General features: G+C 66.3%; 21 protein-coding genes. 13 read left to right on the forward strand and 8 right to left on the reverse strand.

Features of this window, described 5'->3' with window-relative positions; translation table 11 throughout:
• Window positions 1-245, reverse strand: a 245-nt coding sequence (locus ABIC21_RS18565; RefSeq protein WP_354351852.1) for a hypothetical protein, incomplete at its 3' end; no start/stop codon positions are given.
• Between the two features lie 379 nt (window positions 246-624).
• Between ABIC21_RS18565 and ABIC21_RS18570 the strand changes: the two genes are divergently transcribed.
• Window positions 625-2,841 carry a S9 family peptidase gene (locus tag ABIC21_RS18570; RefSeq protein WP_354351853.1) on the forward strand — a complete coding sequence of 739 codons (2,217 nt, stop codon included), beginning with the start codon at window positions 625-627 and terminating at the stop codon, window positions 2,839-2,841.
• 93 nt (window positions 2,842-2,934) lie between these two features.
• Here ABIC21_RS18570 and ABIC21_RS18575 read toward each other — a convergent pair whose 3' ends face one another.
• The 3 genes from ABIC21_RS18575 to ABIC21_RS18585 all read right to left on the reverse strand — a co-directional run bounded on the left by ABIC21_RS18575 (window position 2,935) and on the right by ABIC21_RS18585 (window position 4,123).
• Complete coding sequence (locus ABIC21_RS18575) at window positions 2,935-3,072, reverse strand: hypothetical protein (protein ID WP_354351854.1); 138 nt, start codon at window positions 3,070-3,072, stop codon at window positions 2,935-2,937.
• Window positions 3,069-3,323 (reverse strand): hypothetical protein, encoded by a 255-nt coding sequence (locus ABIC21_RS18580; protein WP_354351855.1) that lies wholly within the window; start codon window positions 3,321-3,323, stop codon window positions 3,069-3,071. Before ABIC21_RS18580 ends, ABIC21_RS18575 begins: the two co-directional genes overlap by 4 nt.
• A 284-nt stretch (window positions 3,324-3,607) precedes the next feature.
• A complete protein-coding gene (locus ABIC21_RS18585; protein ID WP_354351856.1) occupies window positions 3,608-4,123 on the reverse strand; it encodes a hypothetical protein in 516 nt (171 codons plus the stop codon).
• A 424-nt stretch (window positions 4,124-4,547) separates the two neighbouring features.
• Between ABIC21_RS18585 and ABIC21_RS18590 the strand changes: the two genes are divergently transcribed.
• The 10 genes from ABIC21_RS18590 (at window position 4,548) to ABIC21_RS18635 (ending at window position 15,548) form a co-directional block, all read left to right on the forward strand.
• Window positions 4,548-5,183 (forward strand): peptidoglycan-binding protein, encoded by a 636-nt coding sequence (locus tag ABIC21_RS18590; RefSeq protein WP_354351879.1) that lies wholly within the window; start codon window positions 4,548-4,550, stop codon window positions 5,181-5,183.
• 101 nt (window positions 5,184-5,284) lie between these two features.
• Window positions 5,285-7,675, forward strand: coding sequence for a hypothetical protein (locus ABIC21_RS18595; RefSeq protein ID WP_354351857.1), 2,391 nt, complete (start codon window positions 5,285-5,287; stop codon window positions 7,673-7,675).
• Between the two features lie 42 nt (window positions 7,676-7,717).
• A complete protein-coding gene (locus ABIC21_RS18600) occupies window positions 7,718-7,975 on the forward strand; it encodes a type II toxin-antitoxin system Phd/YefM family antitoxin (protein ID WP_354351858.1) in 258 nt (85 codons plus the stop codon).
• Entirely contained in the window at window positions 7,972-8,226 is a 255-nt protein-coding gene (locus ABIC21_RS18605) for a type II toxin-antitoxin system RelE family toxin (RefSeq protein ID WP_354351859.1), read from the forward strand. The genes ABIC21_RS18600 and ABIC21_RS18605 overlap by 4 nt, the downstream gene beginning before the upstream one ends.
• A gap of 124 nt (window positions 8,227-8,350) precedes the next feature.
• Complete coding sequence (locus ABIC21_RS18610; protein WP_354351860.1) at window positions 8,351-9,361, forward strand: LacI family DNA-binding transcriptional regulator; 1,011 nt, start codon at window positions 8,351-8,353, stop codon at window positions 9,359-9,361.
• A gap of 77 nt (window positions 9,362-9,438) precedes the next feature.
• On the forward strand, window positions 9,439-10,332 hold the full coding sequence (locus ABIC21_RS18615; protein ID WP_354351861.1) for an ABC transporter permease: 894 nt from the start codon (window positions 9,439-9,441) through the stop codon (window positions 10,330-10,332).
• Window positions 10,333-10,339: 7 nt separating this feature from the next.
• Window positions 10,340-11,299, forward strand: a complete 960-nt coding sequence (locus ABIC21_RS18620) for a carbohydrate ABC transporter permease (protein WP_354351862.1) — start codon at window positions 10,340-10,342, stop codon at window positions 11,297-11,299.
• Between the two features lie 71 nt (window positions 11,300-11,370).
• Entirely contained in the window at window positions 11,371-12,978 is a 1,608-nt protein-coding gene (locus ABIC21_RS18625) for an ABC transporter substrate-binding protein (RefSeq protein ID WP_354351863.1), read from the forward strand.
• 106 nt (window positions 12,979-13,084) lie between these two features.
• On the forward strand, window positions 13,085-14,593 hold the full coding sequence (locus ABIC21_RS18630) for a glycoside hydrolase family 32 protein (RefSeq protein ID WP_354351864.1): 1,509 nt from the start codon (window positions 13,085-13,087) through the stop codon (window positions 14,591-14,593).
• 28 nt (window positions 14,594-14,621) lie between these two features.
• Window positions 14,622-15,548 (forward strand): carbohydrate kinase family protein, encoded by a 927-nt coding sequence (locus ABIC21_RS18635; protein WP_354351865.1) that lies wholly within the window; start codon window positions 14,622-14,624, stop codon window positions 15,546-15,548.
• A gap of 142 nt (window positions 15,549-15,690) precedes the next feature.
• Here ABIC21_RS18635 and ABIC21_RS18640 read toward each other — a convergent pair whose 3' ends face one another.
• Both ABIC21_RS18640 and ABIC21_RS18645 read right to left on the reverse strand, forming a co-directional pair.
• A complete protein-coding gene (locus ABIC21_RS18640; RefSeq protein WP_354351866.1) occupies window positions 15,691-15,939 on the reverse strand; it encodes a CDGSH iron-sulfur domain-containing protein in 249 nt (82 codons plus the stop codon).
• 40 nt (window positions 15,940-15,979) lie between these two features.
• Window positions 15,980-17,035, reverse strand: a complete 1,056-nt coding sequence (locus ABIC21_RS18645; protein ID WP_354351867.1) for an iron-containing redox enzyme family protein — start codon at window positions 17,033-17,035, stop codon at window positions 15,980-15,982.
• A gap of 505 nt (window positions 17,036-17,540) precedes the next feature.
• Between ABIC21_RS18645 and ABIC21_RS18650 the strand changes: the two genes are divergently transcribed.
• Window positions 17,541-18,011, forward strand: coding sequence for an OsmC family protein (locus tag ABIC21_RS18650; RefSeq protein ID WP_354351868.1), 471 nt, complete (start codon window positions 17,541-17,543; stop codon window positions 18,009-18,011).
• Between the two features lie 112 nt (window positions 18,012-18,123).
• Complete coding sequence (locus tag ABIC21_RS18655) at window positions 18,124-18,582, forward strand: hypothetical protein (RefSeq protein WP_354351869.1); 459 nt, start codon at window positions 18,124-18,126, stop codon at window positions 18,580-18,582.
• Window positions 18,583-18,729: 147 nt separating this feature from the next.
• On the opposite strand, the gene ABIC21_RS18660 is transcribed toward ABIC21_RS18655, so the two are convergent.
• The gene (locus tag ABIC21_RS18660) at window positions 18,730-19,110 is read right to left on the reverse strand and encodes a VOC family protein (protein WP_354351870.1); all 381 of its coding nucleotides are present in this window, start codon (window positions 19,108-19,110) and stop codon (window positions 18,730-18,732) included.
• A 444-nt stretch (window positions 19,111-19,554) separates the two neighbouring features.
• Window positions 19,555-21,513 (reverse strand): FAD-binding monooxygenase, encoded by a 1,959-nt coding sequence (locus tag ABIC21_RS18665; protein ID WP_354351871.1) that lies wholly within the window; start codon window positions 21,511-21,513, stop codon window positions 19,555-19,557.
• Between the last annotated feature and the right edge of the window lie 29 nt (window positions 21,514-21,542).

Raw genomic sequence — 21,542 nt, forward strand, 5'->3', positions numbered from 1 at the left:
TAGGCGGATCCGCTTCCGAGCCCGGCAGGGAACTTGAAGTTCAGCCCGACCCGGCCCGCCTTGGGCACGTCGACGGCGTAGTAATCGGTGTCGGAGGAACTGGCGCTCAGCGCTGACCCGGAAATAGTGGTTCCCAACGGCACCACTGTTGCCGTCGCCATGGAGCTGTTGGGCTCAGTCTCCGCCGTCGCAGCTTGGGAGGGCGCAGCGGTGAGGAGCGAAAGAAGCACCGCAAAGACTGCCATGAATGCCGTGCGTGCCGGACTGAACATGCGACGTACGGCGCCGCCCCTAATTGATGCCAATTTGTCCCCCGAAATTGTGTATCTGCTGTATTGCAGTCGACAAAGTATATGGAGAGGGTCTGCTCAAGATAACGAAAGTCCGTGAATTGTCATGCATAATTCCGCCAGCTGACCGGCTTCGTCAAGTCGACACTTAATCTGTCAAGGCGTTTTGGGGCATCGGGCCCCCGCCGCCGACATAAAACTGACAAAGACGTCCACCGGAAAGAGGTTTGGCCATGAATGCTCTCGCCGGCTATTCAGGCCTTCGCTCCAGCCGCACCCTAAACCCGGTCCTCCCTTTGCCATGCCTCCCTTGCCCTGGCGGTAGATTGGAGCCATGACCCAGACTCCCGTGCAGCCGTCCCCGCAGCCCCCGGTTGCCAAGAAGATCCCCGCCCTCCGCACGCACCACGGTGATGCCTTCGAGGACAACTACGAGTGGCTGCGGGACAAGGAATCCGCCGAGGTCGTGGAGCTGCTCAAGGCCGAGAACGCCTACCAGGAGGCCGTGACCGCCCACCAGGAGCCGCTGCGCGAGGCCATCTTCCAGGAAATCAAGGGCCGCACCCAGGAGACGGACCTCTCCGTGCCCAACCGCAAGGACGGCTGGTGGTACTACACCCGCTCGGTGGAGGGCAAGGAGTACGGCATCCAGTGCCGGGTCCGGGCCCGGGACACCGGGGACCGCGTCGCCGACTGGACGCCGCCCGCCGTCGAGGTCGGCGTCGACATCCCGGGCGAGGAAATCCTGCTGGACTGCAACGTCGAGGCCGAGGGCAAGCCGTTCTTCGCCGTCGGCGGAGCAGCCGTCACCATCGACGGGAACCTCTACGCCTACGCCGTGGACAACGCCGGCGACGAGCGGTTCACGCTGCGCATCAAGGACCTGCGGACCGGGGAACTCCTCCCCGACGTGATCGAGAACGTCTTCTACGGCATCTCCTTCTCCCCCGACGGCACCCGGATCTTCTACACCGTGGTGGACGACTCCTGGCGGCCCTACCAGGTGAAGTCCCACGTGCTGGGCACGCCCGTCGCCGCGGACGAGGTCATCTACCAGGAGGACGACGTCGCCATGTGGCTGGGCTTCGAGCTCTCCGCCGACCGGCGCCACCTGGTGCTGAGCATCGGCTGCTCGGAATTCAGCGAGACCCGGCTGCTGCGCTTCGACGCGCCCGACGCCGGACTCAGCACCGTGATCTCCCGGGACGAGCGCATCCTCTACGAGGCCGAGCCGTTCCTGCTGGCCGACGCCGCGGGAACGCCGGCCGAGGCGATCGTCCTGACCCACAACAAGGACGCCATCAACTCCATGGTCTCGCTGGTGGACCCGGCCGAGCTCACCAAGCCGGTCGCCGAGCAGCACTGGGCCACCGTCGTCGAACACTCCGACCAGGTGCGCGTCAACGGCGCCGGCGTCACCTCGACGCACCTCGTGGTCTCCGTCCGCAAGGACACGATCGAGCGCGTGCAGGTGCTGCCGCTGGCCGGGCTGGGCACGCCGGAGCAGGGAGCCCCGGTGGAGCCGGCCTTCGAGGAGGAGCTCTACACCGCCGGGGTGGCCGGCTCCGACTACGAGGCGCCCGTGATCCGGATGGGCTACACCTCCTACTTCACCCCGTCCCGGGTCTACGACTTTGTGCTGCCCACCGCGGGGCAGCCCGCCGGCGAGCTGCTGCTGCGCAGGGAAAGCCCGGTGCTGGGCGGCTACTCCGCCGCGGACTACGTCGCTACCCGCGAATGGGCCGTGGCCGCGGACGGCACGCGGATCCCGCTGTCGGTGCTGCGGCATGCCTCGGTGGCACGGGATTCGACGGCGGCGGGCCTGGTATACGGGTACGGCTCCTACGAGATGAGCATGGACCCCAGCTTCGGCATCCCCCGGCTCTCCCTGCTGGACCGGGGCATCGTGTTTGTGATCGCCCACATCCGCGGCGGCGGGGAACTGGGCCGGCACTGGTACGACACCGGCAAGAAGCTGCAGAAGAAGAACACCTTCACGGACTTCATCGCGGCCACCGACTGGCTGGCGGAGTCCGGCTGGGTGGACCCGGCACGGATCGCGGCCATGGGCGGCTCGGCCGGCGGCCTGCTGATGGGCGCCGTCGCCAACCTGGCGCCGGAGAAGTACGCGGCGATAGTGGCTGCCGTCCCGTTCGTGGACGCCCTGACCACCATCCTGGATCCGGAGCTGCCGCTCTCCGCGCTGGAGTGGGAGGAGTGGGGCAACCCGATCACCGACCGCGCCGTGTACGAGTACATGAAGTCCTACACGCCGTATGAGAACGTCCGCGCGGTGGCGTATCCCAAGATCGCGGCGGTCACCTCGTTTAATGACACGCGGGTGCTCTACGTGGAGCCCGCCAAGTGGGTACAGCGGCTCCGCGAAGTCAACACGGGCAGCGAGCCGATCGTGATGAAGATCGAGATGGAGGGCGGCCACGGCGGGGCCTCGGGCCGCTACGTGCAGTGGAAGGAACGCGCCTGGGACTACGCCTTCGTCGCCGACTCCCTGGGCGCGACGGAGCTGCTGCCGGGGGCCGGGGTTAAGTAGCCCCGCCTCCTCCCCCATCGATTGCTCCGCAACCGCCCTTTTGGGACCCCATAAGGGCCGTTGCGGAGCAGCCGATGGTCACCGCCGTACTCGTTATGGCCGGGCAAAACGGGCGAAGCCGGCCTGAACTTCGCGGACAATCACGGATCCGCTGCCGAGCAGCTGTGCCTTCTCTCTAAGTTGCGCCACGAGGTCATCGCTTGGGTGGCCGAAGATTTCGATTGTCTTCATCTTGATAAGCGGCGCGATTGGCGGAAACCTGGGTCCCGCCACTTCATGTGGAACTCCAGCGAGGCCAGATCAGGATGGAAATGGAGGACGCTCATGGTGGAGCCGTCCTCTGAGAAACAGACGGTGTAGGAGATGATGCGCGGCTCATTCTGTTCAACGAACGCGGCGAGTTCTGCCATGGCCGTCTTGAGTTCCTCAAGTTTGCCGGGGCGGACCTCCGACGTATCAAGGTAAGCGACGAAATCATCCATGTCATCTCTCCCGTTGAAAGCCCGGGCTGAACGCCTGGACCTGGTTCGCTAAGAACAATTGTCCTCCCGATCCTCTGTGGAAGCGCCGCGGATTTATGCCTCCGGGATCACGGCCAGCAGTATGCTCGACGGCGTCCGCTAGCGCTGACCAGGCATCAAGGTCTTGCTTGTGCGGAATACGATGCGCGCAATAACTAGAGCCTCTACGCCCCGAAAGGTGTCCCCCTTCAGAAGCGCGACACTAGATCCGAGGGACCCCTATGCGGGCCTCCGGCCTGGCCCATTCATATTGCTAATGATTCCGGGATGCCGAATCGCCTCCCAAGGAGTATGCGAACGGCCGCCTCTAGAGGCTGATCTTCTAGCTCAACGCCCTCGTCCCCGTAATACACGCCCGTTTCGTCGCCCACTGCTTCGATGTCAAAAAGGTTGAGGACCTCGGCCACGCGAAACTGGTACTCGGTGGCGGTCATTTGGCGAGACACACGAACCGGAATTGTGCTGAGTGTGCGCGCGACCTCAGCATCGACGGATTCAGTCATGGGCGCGCGTCGCGTTGCCTGGATCTGGTGCTGTCCGTGGGAGAAGATGACTTCCTGGTTCGCATCCAGGTGAAGGTCATCGGCGGTGACGCCGGCCAGTGTCAACAGAACGTGCGTCTCGAAGATCCGGATGGCACCGATCTTTCCGTAGATGACCTCGGCACCCTTGGTGAGGCCGAAGTGGGCCCCAATGAAGGATTCGTTCAAATCCCTGGCAAGAACCGCGTACTGGTCAATTCTGCCGCCTGGGTAGATCATATTTTCCTTTCATACATTGAGCCGTCCGCCAGGACCAGTCCCGGCTGGGGGACCGCTTAAGGAAGGTAGTGAATCAGAGCATCGAGATCGCCGGCGGCAGTCCTGACTCGGGTGCGCTCCCTGACAATTGGTTCCATAGCCCGGACTGTACCTCACCACACTCTCTGGTCCGGACGTCGCCTCCGGGCGCGCTTAGAGCCGGATCCAATAGCGCCAGGCGGAGTCGTCCACGAGCTCCCCTTCTGCGGCGGCGATGACTCAGAGTTTGATGGACTTGGCGGGGATTTTTCGGGAGCCGTCTACCGAATAAATGCTCATCATGCTTACTATTGACTCGCATCAGGCACGTCGGTCTGGAAACTGCTCACTGGGGGCAGCAGGAACCGTGCCGGAACTGGAGTTTTTCGTGAGCACTGAACAGGCTATGACCCCGCTGAGCGACGATGAGCTGATGGCGGAGGCAGGCACCGCGCTTCCGGACAAGGAAGTGGCCTCCGTCCTGGACCTCAACGCGGACCTGGACCTCGGCCTCAATGCCGCCGCTCCGATTGATCTTGCTGTCGCGGCAAACGCCAACGTCGCCGCCCCGATCGACGCCGCGGCCTCCGCGAACATCCTGTCCTACGGCTCGGACGCCCAGGCGCTGTCCGACCAGGGCGTCATCATCAACCAGGGCATCGCGGCCGATGCCAACGCCGAGTCCACGCAGGACAGCACGATCGAGCAGGAAGCCGGCAGCACCGACGGCAGCGACACCGGCGAAACCGCGGTCACGGCCGAGGACGGCGCCCTGCCGACCGACGTCGAGGGCGCCCTGAACTCCAACCTGCTTAATGTGAACGTGGACCTGGACGCCGCCGCCGACATCGCGGCCCCGATCAACGGTGCCGTGGCCGCCAACGCGAACGTCGCCGCCCCGATCGACGCCGCCGTCGCCGCCAACATCGGCTCAATCGACAGCAACGCCTTCGCCGTCTCCCAGCAGGACGCCATCATCAACCAGGACATTCAGGGCGAAGCCACCGCCTCCGCCGACCAGCAGTCCGACCTCCGGCAGTAGTTCCCCGGATGAGTTCACCGCACGGCGGGCCGTCCAGCACGGACGGCCCGCCGGTTTTTCCTGCGCCGGATTCACCTGCGCCGTCCACAACTGCGGTGCCGGTGTCTGCGCCTGCTGCGCCTGCCGCCGCCACCGGCACCCTGCAGGTTCCGGTCCGGGCCGACGGCGTGCAGCTCCTGGGCGAGACCCAGGGTTCCGGTTACCGCGAGGCACCGTCGCTGGTCCGCCGCGCCGACGGCCAGACGCTGCAGCTCACCCGGCTGCTCTATCTGGTCCTCGAGGCGGTCGACGGCACCCGCGGTCCCGAGGAAATCGCCAGCCACGCCAGCGCCGGATTCGGCCGGCAGGTCAGCGCCGACAACGTCCGGACGCTGATCGACTCCCAGCTACTGCCGCTGGGCCTACTGCAGCTGGCCGATGGCTCCCAGCCCGAGGTCCGCAAGGCCGACCCCCTGCTGGGGATGAAGTTCCGCTACACCGTCACCGATCCGGAGCGCACCCGCCGGATCACGGCCCCGTTCGCGACGCTCTTCCACCCGCTGATCGTTGTCCTCGTCACCGCTGCCTTCCTCGCCGCCTGCTGGTGGGTGTTCATGGTCAAGGGCCTGGCCTCGGCCACGCATGAGGCCTTCGCCAACCCGGGCCTGGTGCTGCTGATCCTGGCCGTGACCGTGCTGTCCGCCGGGTTCCACGAATTCGGGCACGCTGCGGCTGCCCGCCGCGGCGGCGCCACCCCCGGGGCCATGGGCACCGGCCTCTACCTGATCTGGCCCGCGTTCTTCACCGACGTCACCGATTCCTACCGGCTGGGCCGCGCCGGCCGCATCCGGACCGACCTCGGCGGGCTGTACTTCAACGCGATCGTCGCCGTCGCCATCATGGGCATCTGGTGGGCCACCGGTTTCGACGCGCTGCTGCTCGTCGTCGTGACCCAGGTGCTGCAGATGGTCCGGCAGCTGCTGCCGCTGGTCCGCTTCGACGGCTACCACATCCTCGCCGACGCCACCGGGGTCCCGGACCTGTTCCAGCGGATCAAGCCCACCCTGCTAAGCCTCCTGCCGTGGCGCCGGAAGGACCCGGAGGCGCAGGTCCTCAAGCCGTGGGCCCGCGCCGTGGTGACCGCCTGGGTGCTCATCACCGTCCCGCTGCTGCTCTTCAGCCTGGTCCTGATGGTGCTGTCCCTGCCGCGGCTCCTCGGCACCGCCTGGGACAGCGTCCAGAAGCAGTACGCCATGTTCAACAGCCATCTCGCCGACGGGGACCTCGTCGATGCCGCCGTGCGGGTCCTGGCGATCGCCGCCGTCGCGCTCCCCGTCCTGGGGATTTTCTACATCCTGTTCCGGATGGCACGCCAACTGGCCACAGCCCTGTGGCAGAAAACCCGCGGCAAGGCGCTCCAGCGCGGAACGGCCCTCGCGGCGGTCGCCGCCGTCGTGGCCGGACTCGCCTGGGCATGGTGGCCCGGCGGAGAGAGCTACCGGCCCGTCCAGCCCTATGAGCGCGGGACCCTGGCCGACGCCACCACCACGATCTTCCCGGCCGGTTCCACCACCGGCATGCGGGAAGGCCGGGCGGGCCGGACCGTGGCGCTCTGGCCCGCCGGGGCGGAGAAGCCCACCCGGGAGGACCCGCAGCTCAGCATGGTCCTGGTGCCGCGCGACGCCGGGACTTCCGGCACGACGGCGCCCGCCTGGGTGTTCCCCTTCGACCAGCCGGCCGCGCCCGAGCAGGACGGCAACCAGTCACTCGCCGTCAACACCACGGACGGATCCGTTGCCTACGACGTCGCCTTCGCCCTGGTCTGGGCCGACGACGGCGAGGACGTGACCACCCGCAACGAGGCCTACGCCTTTGCCAGTTGCGCGGACTGCTCCGCCGTCGCCGTGGGCTTCCAGGTGGTGCTGATCGTGGGCCAGACCGACGTGATCGTTCCGGAAAATCTCTCTGCCGCCGCGAACGACACCTGTGTGCGGTGCCTGACCTACGCCCTGGCGAGCCAGCTGGTCCTCACCCTGGACGGGCCGCTGAGCGCCGACGGCACGTCCCGGCTCAACGAGCTCTGGCAGCAGATCTCGGACTACGGGCGGACCCTGGCGGATGTCCCGCTTTCGGAGATCCAGGGGCGCCTGGACGCCTTCAAGGTCCAGATCATGGAGGTCATCAAGAGCGATCCCACCGCCACGCCGCGGGTTCCGTCCGGCACGGCTCCGGCCACTCCGGGGAGTTCACCCAGCCCGAGCGCAACACCTTCGGGCATCCCTGGGGCCACGACTGGTGCAACGCCGGGCGCCACCTCGGGCGCCACCTCTGGTGTGACGCCGGGCGCGACCCGGGGTGCAACACCCGCGGCCACGGTAACCGCGCCCGCGGCTACCTCCACGGCCACCGCGCCTGCAAGGCCGCAACCCACGGAGTCCGCAGCAGCGGCCACCGCACCGGCTGCTGTCGCGCCGTCGCCCTCCCCAACGGCCACAGCCCCGCCGGTGCCGTAGGCCGCGCGGGCTTTTCGAGCACCCGTTTTGGTCATGAGCGAGATGACTGTAACTGACGCGCGAAGCCGGCTCTCCGAGGCGGTCGACACTGCCCGGGTGAACCATGAACCGGTGTACCTGCTGCGTCGCGGACGTCGCGTAGCAGCACTGATCGGCGCCGAGGATCTTGCCAAACTGATCGAAGCGGCCGAGGATCTGGATGACCTCCGGGCGGCGGACTCAGCGCGGAGCGAAATGGCCGACACCGGCGAAGGCCCCGTGCCCTGGGAGGAAGTCAAGGCGGAACTGGGCCTGACGTGAGCTATGCGGTGCAGGTTGCGCCGGCCGCGGTCCGACAGTTGCGCAAACTCCCGCCCGACGCCCGCCGACGCATCCAGGCCGCAATCGAACTCCTCGCCGAAACGCCGCGGCCGCCCGGCGCCAAGAAACTCTCCGGCGGCAGCGGCGACTGGCGCGTCCGCACCGGCGACTACCGGATCATCTACGAGATCCGGGACGCACAGCTCATCGTCCTGGTCGTCGCCATAGGGTGCCGTCGCAGAAGTGCTTGATCGCACTGTTGACGCCGGATGTGACTCACGCTACAGTTGGGCGAAGTTATACGAATAACCCACCAAAGCAAACTGGCCCGAGGAGGTGCCCATGGCTGGATCACGGCCAAAGTCAGGACCGACAATGCATGACGTCGCTGCTGCTGCCGGCGTCTCGCAGGCCACGGTCTCGCTGGTGCTGAATTCGGCCTCCGGGTCGCGCTTCTCCGAGGAAACCCGCAAGCGGGTACGCGACGCCGTGAACCGGCTCGGGTACCGCACCAACGCCCACGCCAAGGTTCTCCGCGAAGGCGTGGCGGGCATGATCGGATTCATCGGCGACTCAGTGGCCAGCTCTCCTTTTGCCGGCGCCATCATCGAGGGCGCGCAGCAGCGGGCCTGGGAGGACGGACTCCTCCTGCTCACGGTGAACACCGGCGGAGACAAGGAACTTGAGACCGCGTCCCTGGACACCATGCTGTCCTACAAAGTCGCCGGTGTGGTCTACGGCGCCATGTACCACCGCATGCTGGAAGTCCCGGAAGCCCTGGCGGGCATTCCGTCAGTGGTGCTGAATTCCCAGGACCGCGCCGGCCGCCTCCCGAGCGTAGCCCCCGATGAGGTGCGGGGTGGGTATGTTGCCACGCGGCGCCTGCTCGAGGCCGGGCATTCCAGGGTTGGACTCATCAACATCGAGACTCTGGAAAGCGGTCTCCCAGGCGCCGTGGGCCGCTACGAGGGATACACCCGGGCCCTTGAGGAAGCCGGGCTGGCGTTGAACCCAGCCGTCATCCGCTTCGGCGCGGGCAATGAGGAAGACGGCTACCGGTACGCGATGGAGCTGATGACCGCGGCGAAGCCGCCGACGGCTATCTTCTGCGCGAACGACCGGACGGCCTGGGGCGCGTATCAAGCCGCCTCAGAGCTGCGGCTTTCGATCCCCGGGGATGTCTCCATCGTGGGCTTCGATAACCAGGTCACCCTGGCACCGCACCTCCGCCCGGGACTGACCACCCTTGAACTGCCGTTCGTCGCCATGGGCCGGCGCGCGGTTGACCTGATTCTCCAGGGCGCGGAACCCGATGGCCGGGTCGAGCTGATGGAGTGCCCTCTTATTGAACGCAACTCAGTGACACATCCAAAGGAGATGCCATGAGCCGCATTATCCCGGCCGGACGCCGGCGTCCGGCCGCGGCACCGTTGCCGCAACGAAGGATTTCTTTTTCGCTTCGGATGAAACGAATTCTTCGGGCCTGGCAGTTATACGTATTACTAGCCCCGGCGATCATCTACATTCTGGTCTTCAAGTACTGGCCGATGTACGGCGTCCAGATCGCCTTCAAGAACTACAACCCCGTGGACGGATTCACGGACAGCCCCTGGGTGGGCCTGACGCACTTCATCAGGTTCGTGAACTCCTACCAGTTTGGCCAGGTCATCGGAAACACGCTGTGGATCGCGGTACTGGGCTTGCTGGTGGCCTTCCCGGTCCCCATCATCCTGGCGTTGCTGGTCAACCAGCTCCAAAGTGAGAAGTTCAAGAAGTTCACCCAGACCGTGCTCTACTCGCCGGCGTTCATCTCCACCGTTGTGGTGGTGGGCATCATGTTCGTGGTCCTCTCCCCCCGGTCGGGGCTGGTGAACAACGCGATCCAATTGGGCGGGGGCGAACCGATCTTCTTTATGGGCTCGGCGGAATGGTTCCGCCCCATCTACGTCATCTCGGACGTCTGGCAAAACGCCGGGTTCTCCATGATTGTGTATCTGGCGGCCCTGGCCGGAATTGATCCGGCGCTTCACGATGCGGCCAAGGTCGACGGCGCCTCAAAGCTCCAGCGCATCCGGCACATCGATCTGCCGGGCATCATGCCGGTCATTACGGTGCTGTTCATTCTGGCCATCGGCAACCTGCTCAACGTCGGTTTCGAGAAGGCACTGCTGATGCAGACGCCGCTGAACCTCTCGACGTCGGAAATCATCCAGACCTACGTCTACCACGCGGGCCTGCAGCAGGCGCAGTTCAGCTACTCGGCCGCCATCGGCCTGTTCAACTCCATCCTCAACCTGGCGCTGCTGCTGTTCTTCAACTCGGTGGCGCGCCGGGCCAACCAAGCGACCCTGTGGTGATGCCGAGATGTCTCTGAAAACCAGCCCGATAAACATTGAAAACCCGGCCAGGGCCGTCAACCCGCGCCGCCCGAAGCCGACGCTGAGGGACAAGTACGGCGACCGCGTCTTCAACATCGCCGCCACGTCCGTGCTGCTGCTGTCCATCCTCGCCGTCGTCTACCCGTTGTACTTCATTGTGATCGCCTCCATCAGCGACCCCAACGCGGTCTACGAAGGCAAGGTCTGGCTGTTTCCCTCCGGCGTGACCACTGAGGGCTATGAGCGGATCTTCGCTGACAGCCGGATCTGGAACGGCCTGGGCAACACCGTCGTCTACACCGTTCTGGGGACAGTCATCAGCGTCACCACGATCCTCTGCGGCGCCTACGCCCTGTCCCGCAAGGACATGCCGGGCCGCAAGATCCTGATGCTCCTGTTCGTCATCACCATGTTTTTCGACGGCGGCCTCATCACCAAGTACCTGGTGGTCCGGGACCTGGGGATGCTGGACACCGTCTGGGCCGTGGTCCTGCCGGGGGCGGTGGGCGTGTGGAACCTGATCATCGCCCGCTCCTTCTTCGAACACACCGTCCCGAACGAACTGCGCGAAGCCGCACAGATGGACGGAGCCAACGACTTCACCTTCTTCTTCAAGATGGTGCTGCCGCTGTCCAAACCGCTGATCATGCTCATGATCATGGTCCACGTCGTGGCGCACTGGAACTCGTTCTTCGACGCCCTGATCTTCCTGAACGACGACTCCAAATACCCGCTGCAGCTCGTGCTGCGCAACATCCTCATCCAGTCAGACGTCTCATCAACCGGCACCACCGGCGGGGACATCGAATCCTATGCCGCCGCGCAACGGATCGCAGAGCTCACCAAGTACGCCATGATCGTCGTCTCGAGCTTGCCACTCATGATTGCCCTGCCATTCATGCAGAAGCATTTCACCAAGGGCGCCATGATCGGCGCCGTCAAATAACCCTCCCCCTATCGGCCGTCCGGGCAACCGCCGTCGGACGGCAACAATCCCAACTCAGAATAGGAATGACCATGGCATTCAGCCGTAAATACGCCGTCCTTGGCGCCGTCCTCGCCGGAACATTGACGTTCACCGGCTGCTCCGGAGGCGAGTCCGGCTCCACGGAGATCCAGGACGCCTCTGCCGACTTCGGGTTCCAGGAATCAGGCTTCCCGATCGTCAGCAAGCAACTCGACCTGACCTTCTCCGGGACCAAGGCCGCCCTGGCTCCGGACTTCAACACCATGACCGTGGTGAAGGAATGGGAAAAAGCCACCAACATCCACATCAACTGGGAGAACCTGCCCGAGACGGTCTTCCAGGAAAAGAAGAACCTCATCCTCGCCAGCGGTGACCTGCCGGACGCGTTCTTCAACACAGGCCTGACCGACGCCGAGATCGCCACCTACTCCGCCAGCGGCACCCTCATCGCGCTCGAGGGACTCATCGAGAAGAACGCACCCAATCTCTCCAAGCTGCTCTCCGCCCGTCCCGACATCAAGGCAGCCATCACCTCCTCGGACGGGCACATCTACTCCCTGCCCTCCGTCGAGGAACTCGGCCTGGTCCAGTTCCCCAACGAACTGGCCATCAACACCTCCTGGCTGAAAAAGCTCAACATCCCGATGCCGAAGACCATCGACGAGTTCCACGACGCCCTGCTCGCGTTCAAGACCCAGGACGCCTCCGGGACCGGGAAGACCATCCCGCTGAGCTTCATGCCCGGCTCCTGGTGCGGGGACATCGTTGACCTGATCGCCGCCCTCGGCGGAGTCCCGGACAACATGGACCACCGCATCGTCCAGGACGACAAAGTCATCTTCACCCCCACCCAGGACGGCTACAAAAAGGCCATCCAGACCCTGCACGAGTGGTACCAGGAAGGCCTGATCGACCCCGAGTCCTTCTCCCAGGATGACAAGGCGTACCTGGCCAAGGGCAAGGCCGCCACGGAAAACCTCGGCTCCTTCGTCTGGTGGGAAGTCCCCGAAATGGTCGGGGCGGACCGCGCCGCCAACTACTCCCTCGTGCCGGTCCTCGAAGGCGTGGACGGCAAACGGATCGCCAGCCAGTCCAACAACCAGGAGATCGCCCGCGGGGCGTTCGCCATCACCCGGGCCAACAAGTACCCGGCAGCGACGATGCGCTGGGCCGACAACCTCTATGACCCCATCCAGTCCGCCCAGGCCAACTGGGGACCGATCGGTGAAACACTCCAGAAGGACGCCAGCGGCCTGCTGACCCAGATCCCGGCCCCGGCCGGAACCAGCGAAGGCGAACGCCGCCAGAAGGTCGCCCCGGGCGGCCCGAAGGCCAACACGGCGGAAAGCTTCACGACCGTCGTCGCACCCGAGCCCCGCGCCGCGGAACGCCAGAAGGCCGTCAACGAACTGTACAAGCCCTTCGCCGGCAACGACGGCTACCCTCCGGTCGCCCTGTCCAACGAGGAACTCCAGCAGATCAGCACCATCCAGACCGACACCACATCCCTGGTGAAGCAGAACATCGCTAAGTGGATTGTCTCCGGCGGCATCGACCAGGAATGGGACGGCTACGTCTCCCAGCTCAAGAACGTCGGCGTCGACAAAATGATCGAGGTCTACCAGCAGGCCTACGACCGCTACCAGAAGAACTCCTAGCTCCGTCCTGCCGGGTGGGCCGGCGTGCGCGCCGGCCCACCCACCCCTCAGGGAACCCTTTTGCCGGGGTTCTCGCCCAGACCTGCACAGAAACGAGACGTCCTTCATGACCGCCGCGACCGCCACAACGGCCGACACCTTCCGGCCGGCCCTGCACTACGCCGCCCGGAACACCTGGCTTAACGACCCCAACGGCCTGATTTTCCATGGGGGCGTCTATCACCTCTATTACCAGAACAACCCGCTGGACAGCGTCTGGGGAAACATGTCCTGGGGGCACGCCACGTCCACGGATCTGCTCACGTGGACCGAACACCCCGTCGCCATCGCCTGCGACGAGGAAGAAGACATTTTCTCCGGCAGCATCGTCTTCGACCGGGACAACACCAGCGGATTCGGCACCGGCGCGGCCCCGCCGCTGGTAGCCGTCTACACCAGCGCCTTCAAGCCCGGATCCGCGCACGGCGGACTCCAGGCCCAGTCGCTCGCGTACAGCCTGGACAGCGGCTACACCTGGACCAAACACACCGCCAACCCCGTGCTGAACCGTGGGTCAGCGGAGTTCCGCGACCCCAAAGTCATCAGGTACGACGGCGCCGCCGGCAGCTACTGGGTTATGGTCGCCGTCGAAGCCCAAGACTTCCAGGTGGTGCTCTACCGCTCCGATGACCTCCGGGACTGGGAGTATCTGAGCACCTTCGGCCCGGCCAACGCCACCGGAGGCGTCTGGGAATGCCCCGACCTCTTCCCCCTCCCTCTCGACGGCGACCCGGCCAACCTCAAATGGGTCCTCACCGTCAACCTCAACCCGGGCGGACCCAACATGGGCTCCGCCGGCCAGTACTTCGTCGGAGACTTCGACGGGACCACGTTCGCCTCGGCCACCACGGTCACCGAAGGCCTCCAGGATCCCGACCGGCTGGGCGAGTACCAGTGGCTGGACTGGGGCCGGGACTACTATGCCGCCGTCTCCTTCAGCGACGCCCCCGACGACCGCCGCCTCATGATCGCGTGGATGAACAACTGGGAATATGCCAACCAGATCCCCACAACACCATGGCGCAGCCCCATGACACTCGCCCGCGAAATATCCCTCCACACCATCCACGGAAGACCCCGCCTGGTCCAAAGGGCCGCCGGCGATTTCGCCGCACTTCCGGAGGCCGGCCCAGCGTTCAGCCTTACGGACACCGCAATAGCCAACGGCACCCACATCCTGGAAGGTGCCGCGGGCAGCGTCCAGCGCATCGATATCACCCTCACCCCGGGAACAGCCGAGGAATTCGGGCTGGTCGTACGCGGCGACGGAGCCCGCGGAACCCGTATTGGCATCCGACCGGCCGAAGGAACCCTGCTAATCGACCGCCGGGACTCCGGGGACACGGATTTCCACGAATCCTTCCCCTCCATCGACAGCGCCCCCGTCCTGGCCACGGAAGCAACCTACGATCTCACCGTCTACGTGGACCGCTGCTCCGTTGAAGTTTTCGCCCAGGGCGGCCAGGTCACCATGACGGAACTGATCTTCCCTGCCGACACCAGCACCGACGTCGCTGTCTACGCGACCGGCGGGACCGCAACCATCAACCGCCTCGAGATCACTCAATTCGGATAACGCGGCTTTGCCGCAGAAGAGACAGCACATGCACAACCCCGATGCCGCCAGCCCGGCGGGGCAAGCCCTCGACGTCCTCGTCGTCGGGGAAGCCCTCACCGACATCGTCACCTCGCACGAGGGCACCACTGAACACCCCGGCGGATCACCGGCGAACGTCGCCTACGGGCTCGGCCGGCTCGGCGTCAACACCGGGCTGCTCACCGCGCTCGGCAACGATGACCGCGGCGCGGCCATCGGCAGACACCTTCGCGACGCCGGCGTGACCCTGCTGCCGGGTTCGGGCCCGCCCGGCAGGACCTCGACAGCCACAGCCACCGTCGCCCCGGACGGCTCAGCGAGCTACGACTTTGACATCGCGTGGGATATCCAGCCGGTGGTTCCCGCCCTCGTCCCGACGATCGTCCACACCGGGTCCATCGCCACGTTCCTCGCCCCGGGCGCCGACGCGGTCAAATCACTGCTGCAGCAGTGCCGCCCCTACGCCACGGTTAGCTACGACCCCAACATCAGGCCCGCCCTGCTCGGCAGCCACGCCGAAGCCGTGTCCATCTTCGAAGACCTGGTCCACCTCACCAACATCGTCAAGCTCAGCGACGAGGACGCACACTGGCTCTACCCGGACCAAGACTTGGACCAGACCGCCACACACATCCTCCATTTAGGCGCGGACCTGGCCGTCATCACCCAAGGCTCATCCGGTTCGCTCCTTGCAACACCCGCAACCCGCATGAGCATCCCGGCAGTGGAATCGAAAGTCGTCGACACCATCGGGGCCGGCGACTCGTACATGTCCGCCCTGATCCTGGGCCTTCTCACCCGCGGAACCGATGGCCTGGCGCCGGCTGTCCTGGAGCAGCTCGGGCGTACGGCCGCCATGGCGGCCGCGATCACCGTACGCCGGGCTGGCGCGAATCCCCCGACCGCGGACGAACTTCGCTCCCAGCTCCAGTAGCTGAGGCGGCGGCGCCGTGTGATCCAGCAGTAATCCGATACGGATCCGGCCTGGCGACGCGGACCATGCCCAGCGCGACGATATACCCGTAGCGCAGAGCCGTACCTGCGTCACGGGGCAATTTGCGCAGCGGAAACGGCAGTCAGGCGCCTTCTTTCACCCCAGGTTTGGCGGGGACTTCGGTCCGGAAGCCGATCAGTTTGTGGGTGCCGTCGCAGAAGGGTTTGATCGCGGAGGCGCCGCAGCGGCACAGGGCGACGGTTTTGCGCTGCCGTGGCACCGGTTCCCCGGACGGCGTGACGATCTCGAAGTCGCCGCGCACCAGGATCGGCCCGTCGGGGCAGACAACAATGGAGTTCTCGGTGGACGATTCAGGCGGGTTCTGGTTCATCGATGCTCTTTGTCTGGGGTTGGAATGGCCGGGGGCAGGGTCAGGCCGCGGCGGGCACGGACGCGCGCAGCGAGGACTCGCCGTCGTCCCACGCCCCCATGATGTGCAGGGTGACGCGGGCATCGATGGCCATCACCGCCGTCGCGCCGAACAGGACGTCCGGGAAAAGGTCCGGTTCCGACTCCACGAGCCCGCCGGCGAGATCCCTGCCCGCGATCTGTTCATGGACGGCGTCCGCCTCGACGTGCTCGTCGAAGTACCCGGTCACATCGGCCTCGAATCCGAGCCGCCGGAAACCGTTCCCGTACAGCTGGTTCGGCCGGGACGACGTCATCTCGTAGATCGCCAGGTGCCCTGCGATCGCCCCGCGGAGCCTGCGGTTCAGCCCAAAGAGGGACATCACGTTGACCGAGGCGAGGGAAATGGGCGGGACCGCGTCCGCGTATGCGCCGTAGCGGTCGTCCAGCCCCAGCCCGCGCATGGTCCGGGCGAACAGTGTGCTGTGCATACGGTCCGGGCGGCCGCCGCCGTACTCGTCGGCCTGGATCTCCACCAGCGCGGCCTTGGCCCGCCCGTGCAGCCGCGGGATCGCCCAGGTGTGCGGGTCGGCTTCCTTGAGCTGGTAGATCGATTTCTGGATCAGGAATTCGCGGAGCTGCTCCAGGGTCGCCTTCTTGGCTACGTGCCGGGACATGCCCGGTCCACCGTCCTGGGCCGCGATCCCGAACAGGATGTCCGCCACCGCGTCACTGTCCAGCCCCGCGGCGGATTCAGGCTGGTCGTCGCCGGCGTACGGGCGGGCCGCGTCGCGCAGCGCCTGCTCGAAAGGCTCCTCGATGAGCTGCCGGAGCGCGATCAGCCCGGGGTTCCATTCCCAGCGGTCGGTCACCCCGTCCAGACCTCCGTAATGCAGCTCGTAGAGGCAGAAGAGGCTCAGCTGCACGTCGCCGTCGTCGATGATGTCATCGGTGAGTGGCAGCTGCGCCGCGGCGAGGTCCTGCAGCGTGCCCATCGCCGCGGGGTCGTCTCCGGGGCTGCCGGCGAGAAGCCGGAACAGTTCGGCACTGATGGGCCCGCGCGCGGCAGGGATTGTCATGGTTTGAGAAGTTGCCAAGGCTGGTTCGCTTCCTTGCGGTGCATTGTGTGCCGCCGCGTGGCTACAGCAGCTGTGCTCCGAGGCTTTGCACGCGGCCTTGGAGCAGGTCCCGGGGTGCCGCGTCACCGCAGATCCGGGGAAAGACTGATGCCGGGATGGGAATCCGAGTGCCGAGGAAGCCCGCCCAAGCAGCCTGTCTACAATGTAGACTTTAGGCGCAGACTACATGATAAGCAAACTGTCTTTTGTGCCAACAACCTTCCCAAGCGCCCCCTGACGGCGGCCGTCCGGTGACGGGGAGGGCGGACCCCCCTCCCCGTGAGGCATTCGGGGACGGTTGCGGTAATACCCCCCGGGGTATATATTTGGCTGCATGCCAACCATCGACACTTCCGAGAAGACCTTCAAGGACAGGGCGAAAATGGCAGCCGCCCCGGCCTGATAGAAATTTCCCTGCCCCGCCCGCCCCCGGCCCCTGCCCCACTGACGGATTGAGAAGCACCTTATGAGCACCGAACCAGTCACCACGGCCTCCGCCGTCATCATCCCGGCCCACGTCCCCGTCTCCGGAGGCATCCCGCCGGTCCGCGTCCTCCACCTGGGCGGTGACCGCTTCGACATCGATGTCCGCGGACACATCATCAGGACCGACCAGCCAGCCAGCGACGGCGGGGAGGATACCGGCCCCACACCCACGGAACTCTTCATCGCAAGCCTCGCCGGCTGCGTGGCGTTCTACGCGCGCCGCTACCTGGACCGGCACGCCCTGCCTACCGAGGGCCTCGCCGTCGACGCCAATTTCCGCATGGGCTCGCGTCCCGCGCGCGTTGCAACAATCGAGGTGCGCCTTACTATCCCCGCCGGCGTGCCCGCCGAACGGCGTGAGGCGCTGCTCGCCGTCGCCTCGCACTGCACCGTGCACAACTCGCTCATCACGACCCCCGAGATCACCGTAGCCTTCGCCGACAACGCCTAACCGCCGAACGGAAACCGCCAGGGCACGGCCTCCGATGGCCGGAAGAGCCCTCATAACAAGGACACCGGAGGGCCATCCTCCTGGTCCGGGTCGCCGCCCGTAAGGTGGGGTCATGGCACGGTCAAAAATTGCGGTACGCAGCGGCAAGGGCACACGCAGCCGCCGGTTCAAAAAGCTCCCGGTTCCTGTCTCAAAACTCCGCTGGGCGCTGGCGCGCCGGCTGCTCTTCGCCGTCCCCGTCGGCTTGTTTTTCGGCGGGAAGCTGATGGATGCCTTCAACACGGATGAGTCCGGTTCGGGGACCATGGCGGCGGTGGTCGCCGGGATGGGACTATCACTCGTCCTGTTCCTTGGCATCATCTGGCTCCTTGGGCGCCGTCGTCGGGCCGCGTTCGCGGCATCGGGCGGGGACCCGGACGCCGCAGGCGTGCTGCTTTTCGGCGCCATGGCCCCCCGCTCCACGAACAAGGGATCCGGCGGATCCCACGGCGATGGAGGCGGCTCCGCTTCTGGCGGGGACAGCGGTTGCGGCGGCGGGGGCGGCGGGGGCGACGGAGGCGGCTGCGACTAAGTCCGCTGGGCTTGAGCCGGGTACGCCCTCCACCTGGACGTCCTCGCGCTCCTTGGCAGGGTGGCACGCACTGTCGCCGGCGGGGCCCAGCTCAGCAAAAACCGGACGATGGTCATGACCCGTTAGCAGCAGTGGCTTACGAACAGCTCAGCGCTGATCTTCGATCTCCTGGACGGATCGGGACAACAGGCAGAACTCGTTGCCCTCGGGATCACCCAGGACCACCCAGCTGACGTCCGGGCCCTGACCCACGTCGACGCGACGCGCGCCGAGGGCGAGCAGGCGCTCGAGCTCCTCGGCAGTGGACACGCCGTCAGCCCGCAGGTCGAAATGCAGCCGGTTCTTGACGGTCTTGCCCTCGGGCACCGCAATCACATCGATTGACGGCCAGGCAGCATCCAGCGGCGCGATGCTGATGATGCCGGTGTCCTCTTCGACAATGTGCCAGCCGAGGACGGCGCACCAGAAGTCGGCCACCACCTGTGGCCGGATCGCATCGATGGCAATGACAGCTAATTTGCTGGGCATGGCACCACGATATCCCTTCCTTAATACGGGCTCCATCCCCAGGACCCGCGGAATGCCGCCGTCGAACACTGCCTTCGACGCCGCGCACACGAAGAATTCCGCTACGGTTCCGGGCTGACGATGCGCAACCGGCTCAGCGCTACGCGGATCCGCGTAGCGCTCGGCCGTTTGCGGGTCATGGAACGCTTACCGTAGCGGAAATGGCCGAAGAGGGGACCGAGCCGCGGGGTTGTGGGCTGGTTTCGCCCCTGCTGGCGGCCTTCGTGCCTGCTGCCCGGGCTGGCGACGCTCCAGCCCAGTTACTCGGTCCCGCACCCCGCTTCCACCCCACAGAACCGCGGGATTCCGCGGGCGCGGGGCGGTGCGGCCGGAAGTAACTGGGCGGGAGCGTCGCAGCGCCGCGGGAAAGGGCGCCTGTCAGCCGCCCCCCCGCCCGCTTGGTGCTCAGCCCGCGTGGTCCTGGAGCTCAGGGGCGCGCGTGCCGGCTCGCAGGAGGGGTGCGAAGAACGCCCCGAGCTCGGCCGTTGCCGTCAGGGGCAGGACGTTGGCAACGTACTGGTCCGGGCGCACCACCACCACGACGCCGCCGCGGTCGAGGCCCCGCAGCTCGAAGATGTCCGCCGACGGATCTGCGGCGTAGACCTTCTCGTAGTCCGTGAGCTGGAACGGACCCACCGAAGGCTTGAACACGGCCGGCACGGCGCCGATGTCGATGCTCGTGTGCTCCTGCTGGTAGATCACCTTCACGTCGAACCACGCGTCGCGGTCGGCGCCCTCGGGGGTTGCGGCGAGCGGTGAGTCCGGCGCGTTCGCGATCCAGTCGGCGAAGTCAGCGAGGGGCGACGCCGAACCCGGCGTCCCGGCGCCGCCCGTCGCGGCATATGCCGTCCCGGCCGCGGCGGCGTCGGCGAAGACGTAGATCCGCCACCGGCCGTCCGCCGTGGCGTGGTGGCCGAGGTGCATCGGGTTGGTGTCGCAGACCCGCACGACGGGGGCGGACTTGAAGCGCTTGCCCACGGGGAACCCGGTGGCCAGATCCTGGTGCGTGGCCTCGCCGATGAGCATCGACGGGGTGTACTGGGTCATGAACCCGGCCGGGAACTCGGCGGTGCTCACGTAGAAGTCCTCGAGCTCGGAGGGGCTGTTGAACTCCTCGGGCTTCTTCGCCATCAGCGTCGACCACTCCTTGTCGAAGTCGATGAGGTTCTTCGCGATGACCTGGCGCTCGGCCGAATACGTGGACAGCAGGCTCTCCGGGCTGCGGCCCTCCAGCACGTGCCCGAGCTTCCAGCCCAGGTTGAAGCCGTCCTGCATGGAGACGTTCATGCCCTGGCCCGCCTTGGCGCTGTGCGTGTGGCACGCGTCGCCGGTGATGAACACCCGCGGCGTGCGCGTGCCCTGCTGCTCCGGCAGAACGTCGTCGAACCGGTCCGTGAGCCGGTGGGCGACCTCGTACACGCTGTTCCACGCGACGTTGCGGACGTCGAGAGTGTAGGGGTGCAGGATCTCGTTGGCGTGGGCAATGATCTGCTCGATGGTGGTGCTGCGCACGGCCCCCTTGTCCTCCTTGTCGACCTCGCCGAGGTCAACGTACATCCGGAAGAGGTGTCCGCCCTCGCGCGGGATCAGCAGGATGCTGCCGCCGGTGCCGGACTGGATCGCGCACTTGGTGCGGATGTCCGGGAAGTCCGTGACGGCGAGGACGTCCATGACGCCCCAGGCGTGGTTGGCCTGGTCGCCCGCGAGAGTGCAGCCGATCGAGTCGCGGACCTTGCTCCTGGCGCCGTCCGCGCCGACGACGTACTTCGCCCGCACGGTGCGCTCCCGGCCGGCGTCGGGGCCGGCGGTGTGCACGAGGGTGACGGTGACGGGGTACTCCGCGCCGTCGTCGACCTCCAGGCTGCGGAACTCCAGGCCGTAGTCGGGGGCCATGCGGGTGGGGGCGTTGGCCATGAACTCGGCGAAGTAGTCCAGGACGCGGGCCTGGTTGACGATGAGGTGCGGGAATTCGCTGATGCCGGTGGTGTCGTCCTTGGCGCGGGCGGCGCGGACGATTTTGGACGGGTCGGCGGGGTCCGGCTTCCAGAAGGCCATCTCGGTGATGCGGTACGCCTCAGCGATGATCCGCTCGGCGAAGCCGAAGGCCTGGAAGGTCTCGACGCTGCGGGCCTGGATACCGTCGGCCTGGCCGATGGGCAGCCGCCCGCCGCGGCGCTCCACGATCCGGGTGGTGACGCCCGGGAACTGGGACAGCTGCGCGGCGGCGACAATGCCCGCGGGGCCGGTGCCCACAATGAGCACGTCCACTTCGTCAGGGAGTTCCGTGGGCCGGTCGATGCCGACGCCGGCCGCTGGCTGGACTCGCGGGTCACCGGATACGTAGCCATGGTGGTGGAACTGCACGGGCTTTCCTCACTTCGTTGTGTGGCACT

This window comes from Pseudarthrobacter sp. PvP090 (assembly GCF_040547365.1).
In the GTDB taxonomy this organism is placed as follows: Bacteria; Actinomycetota; Actinomycetes; order Actinomycetales; family Micrococcaceae; genus Arthrobacter.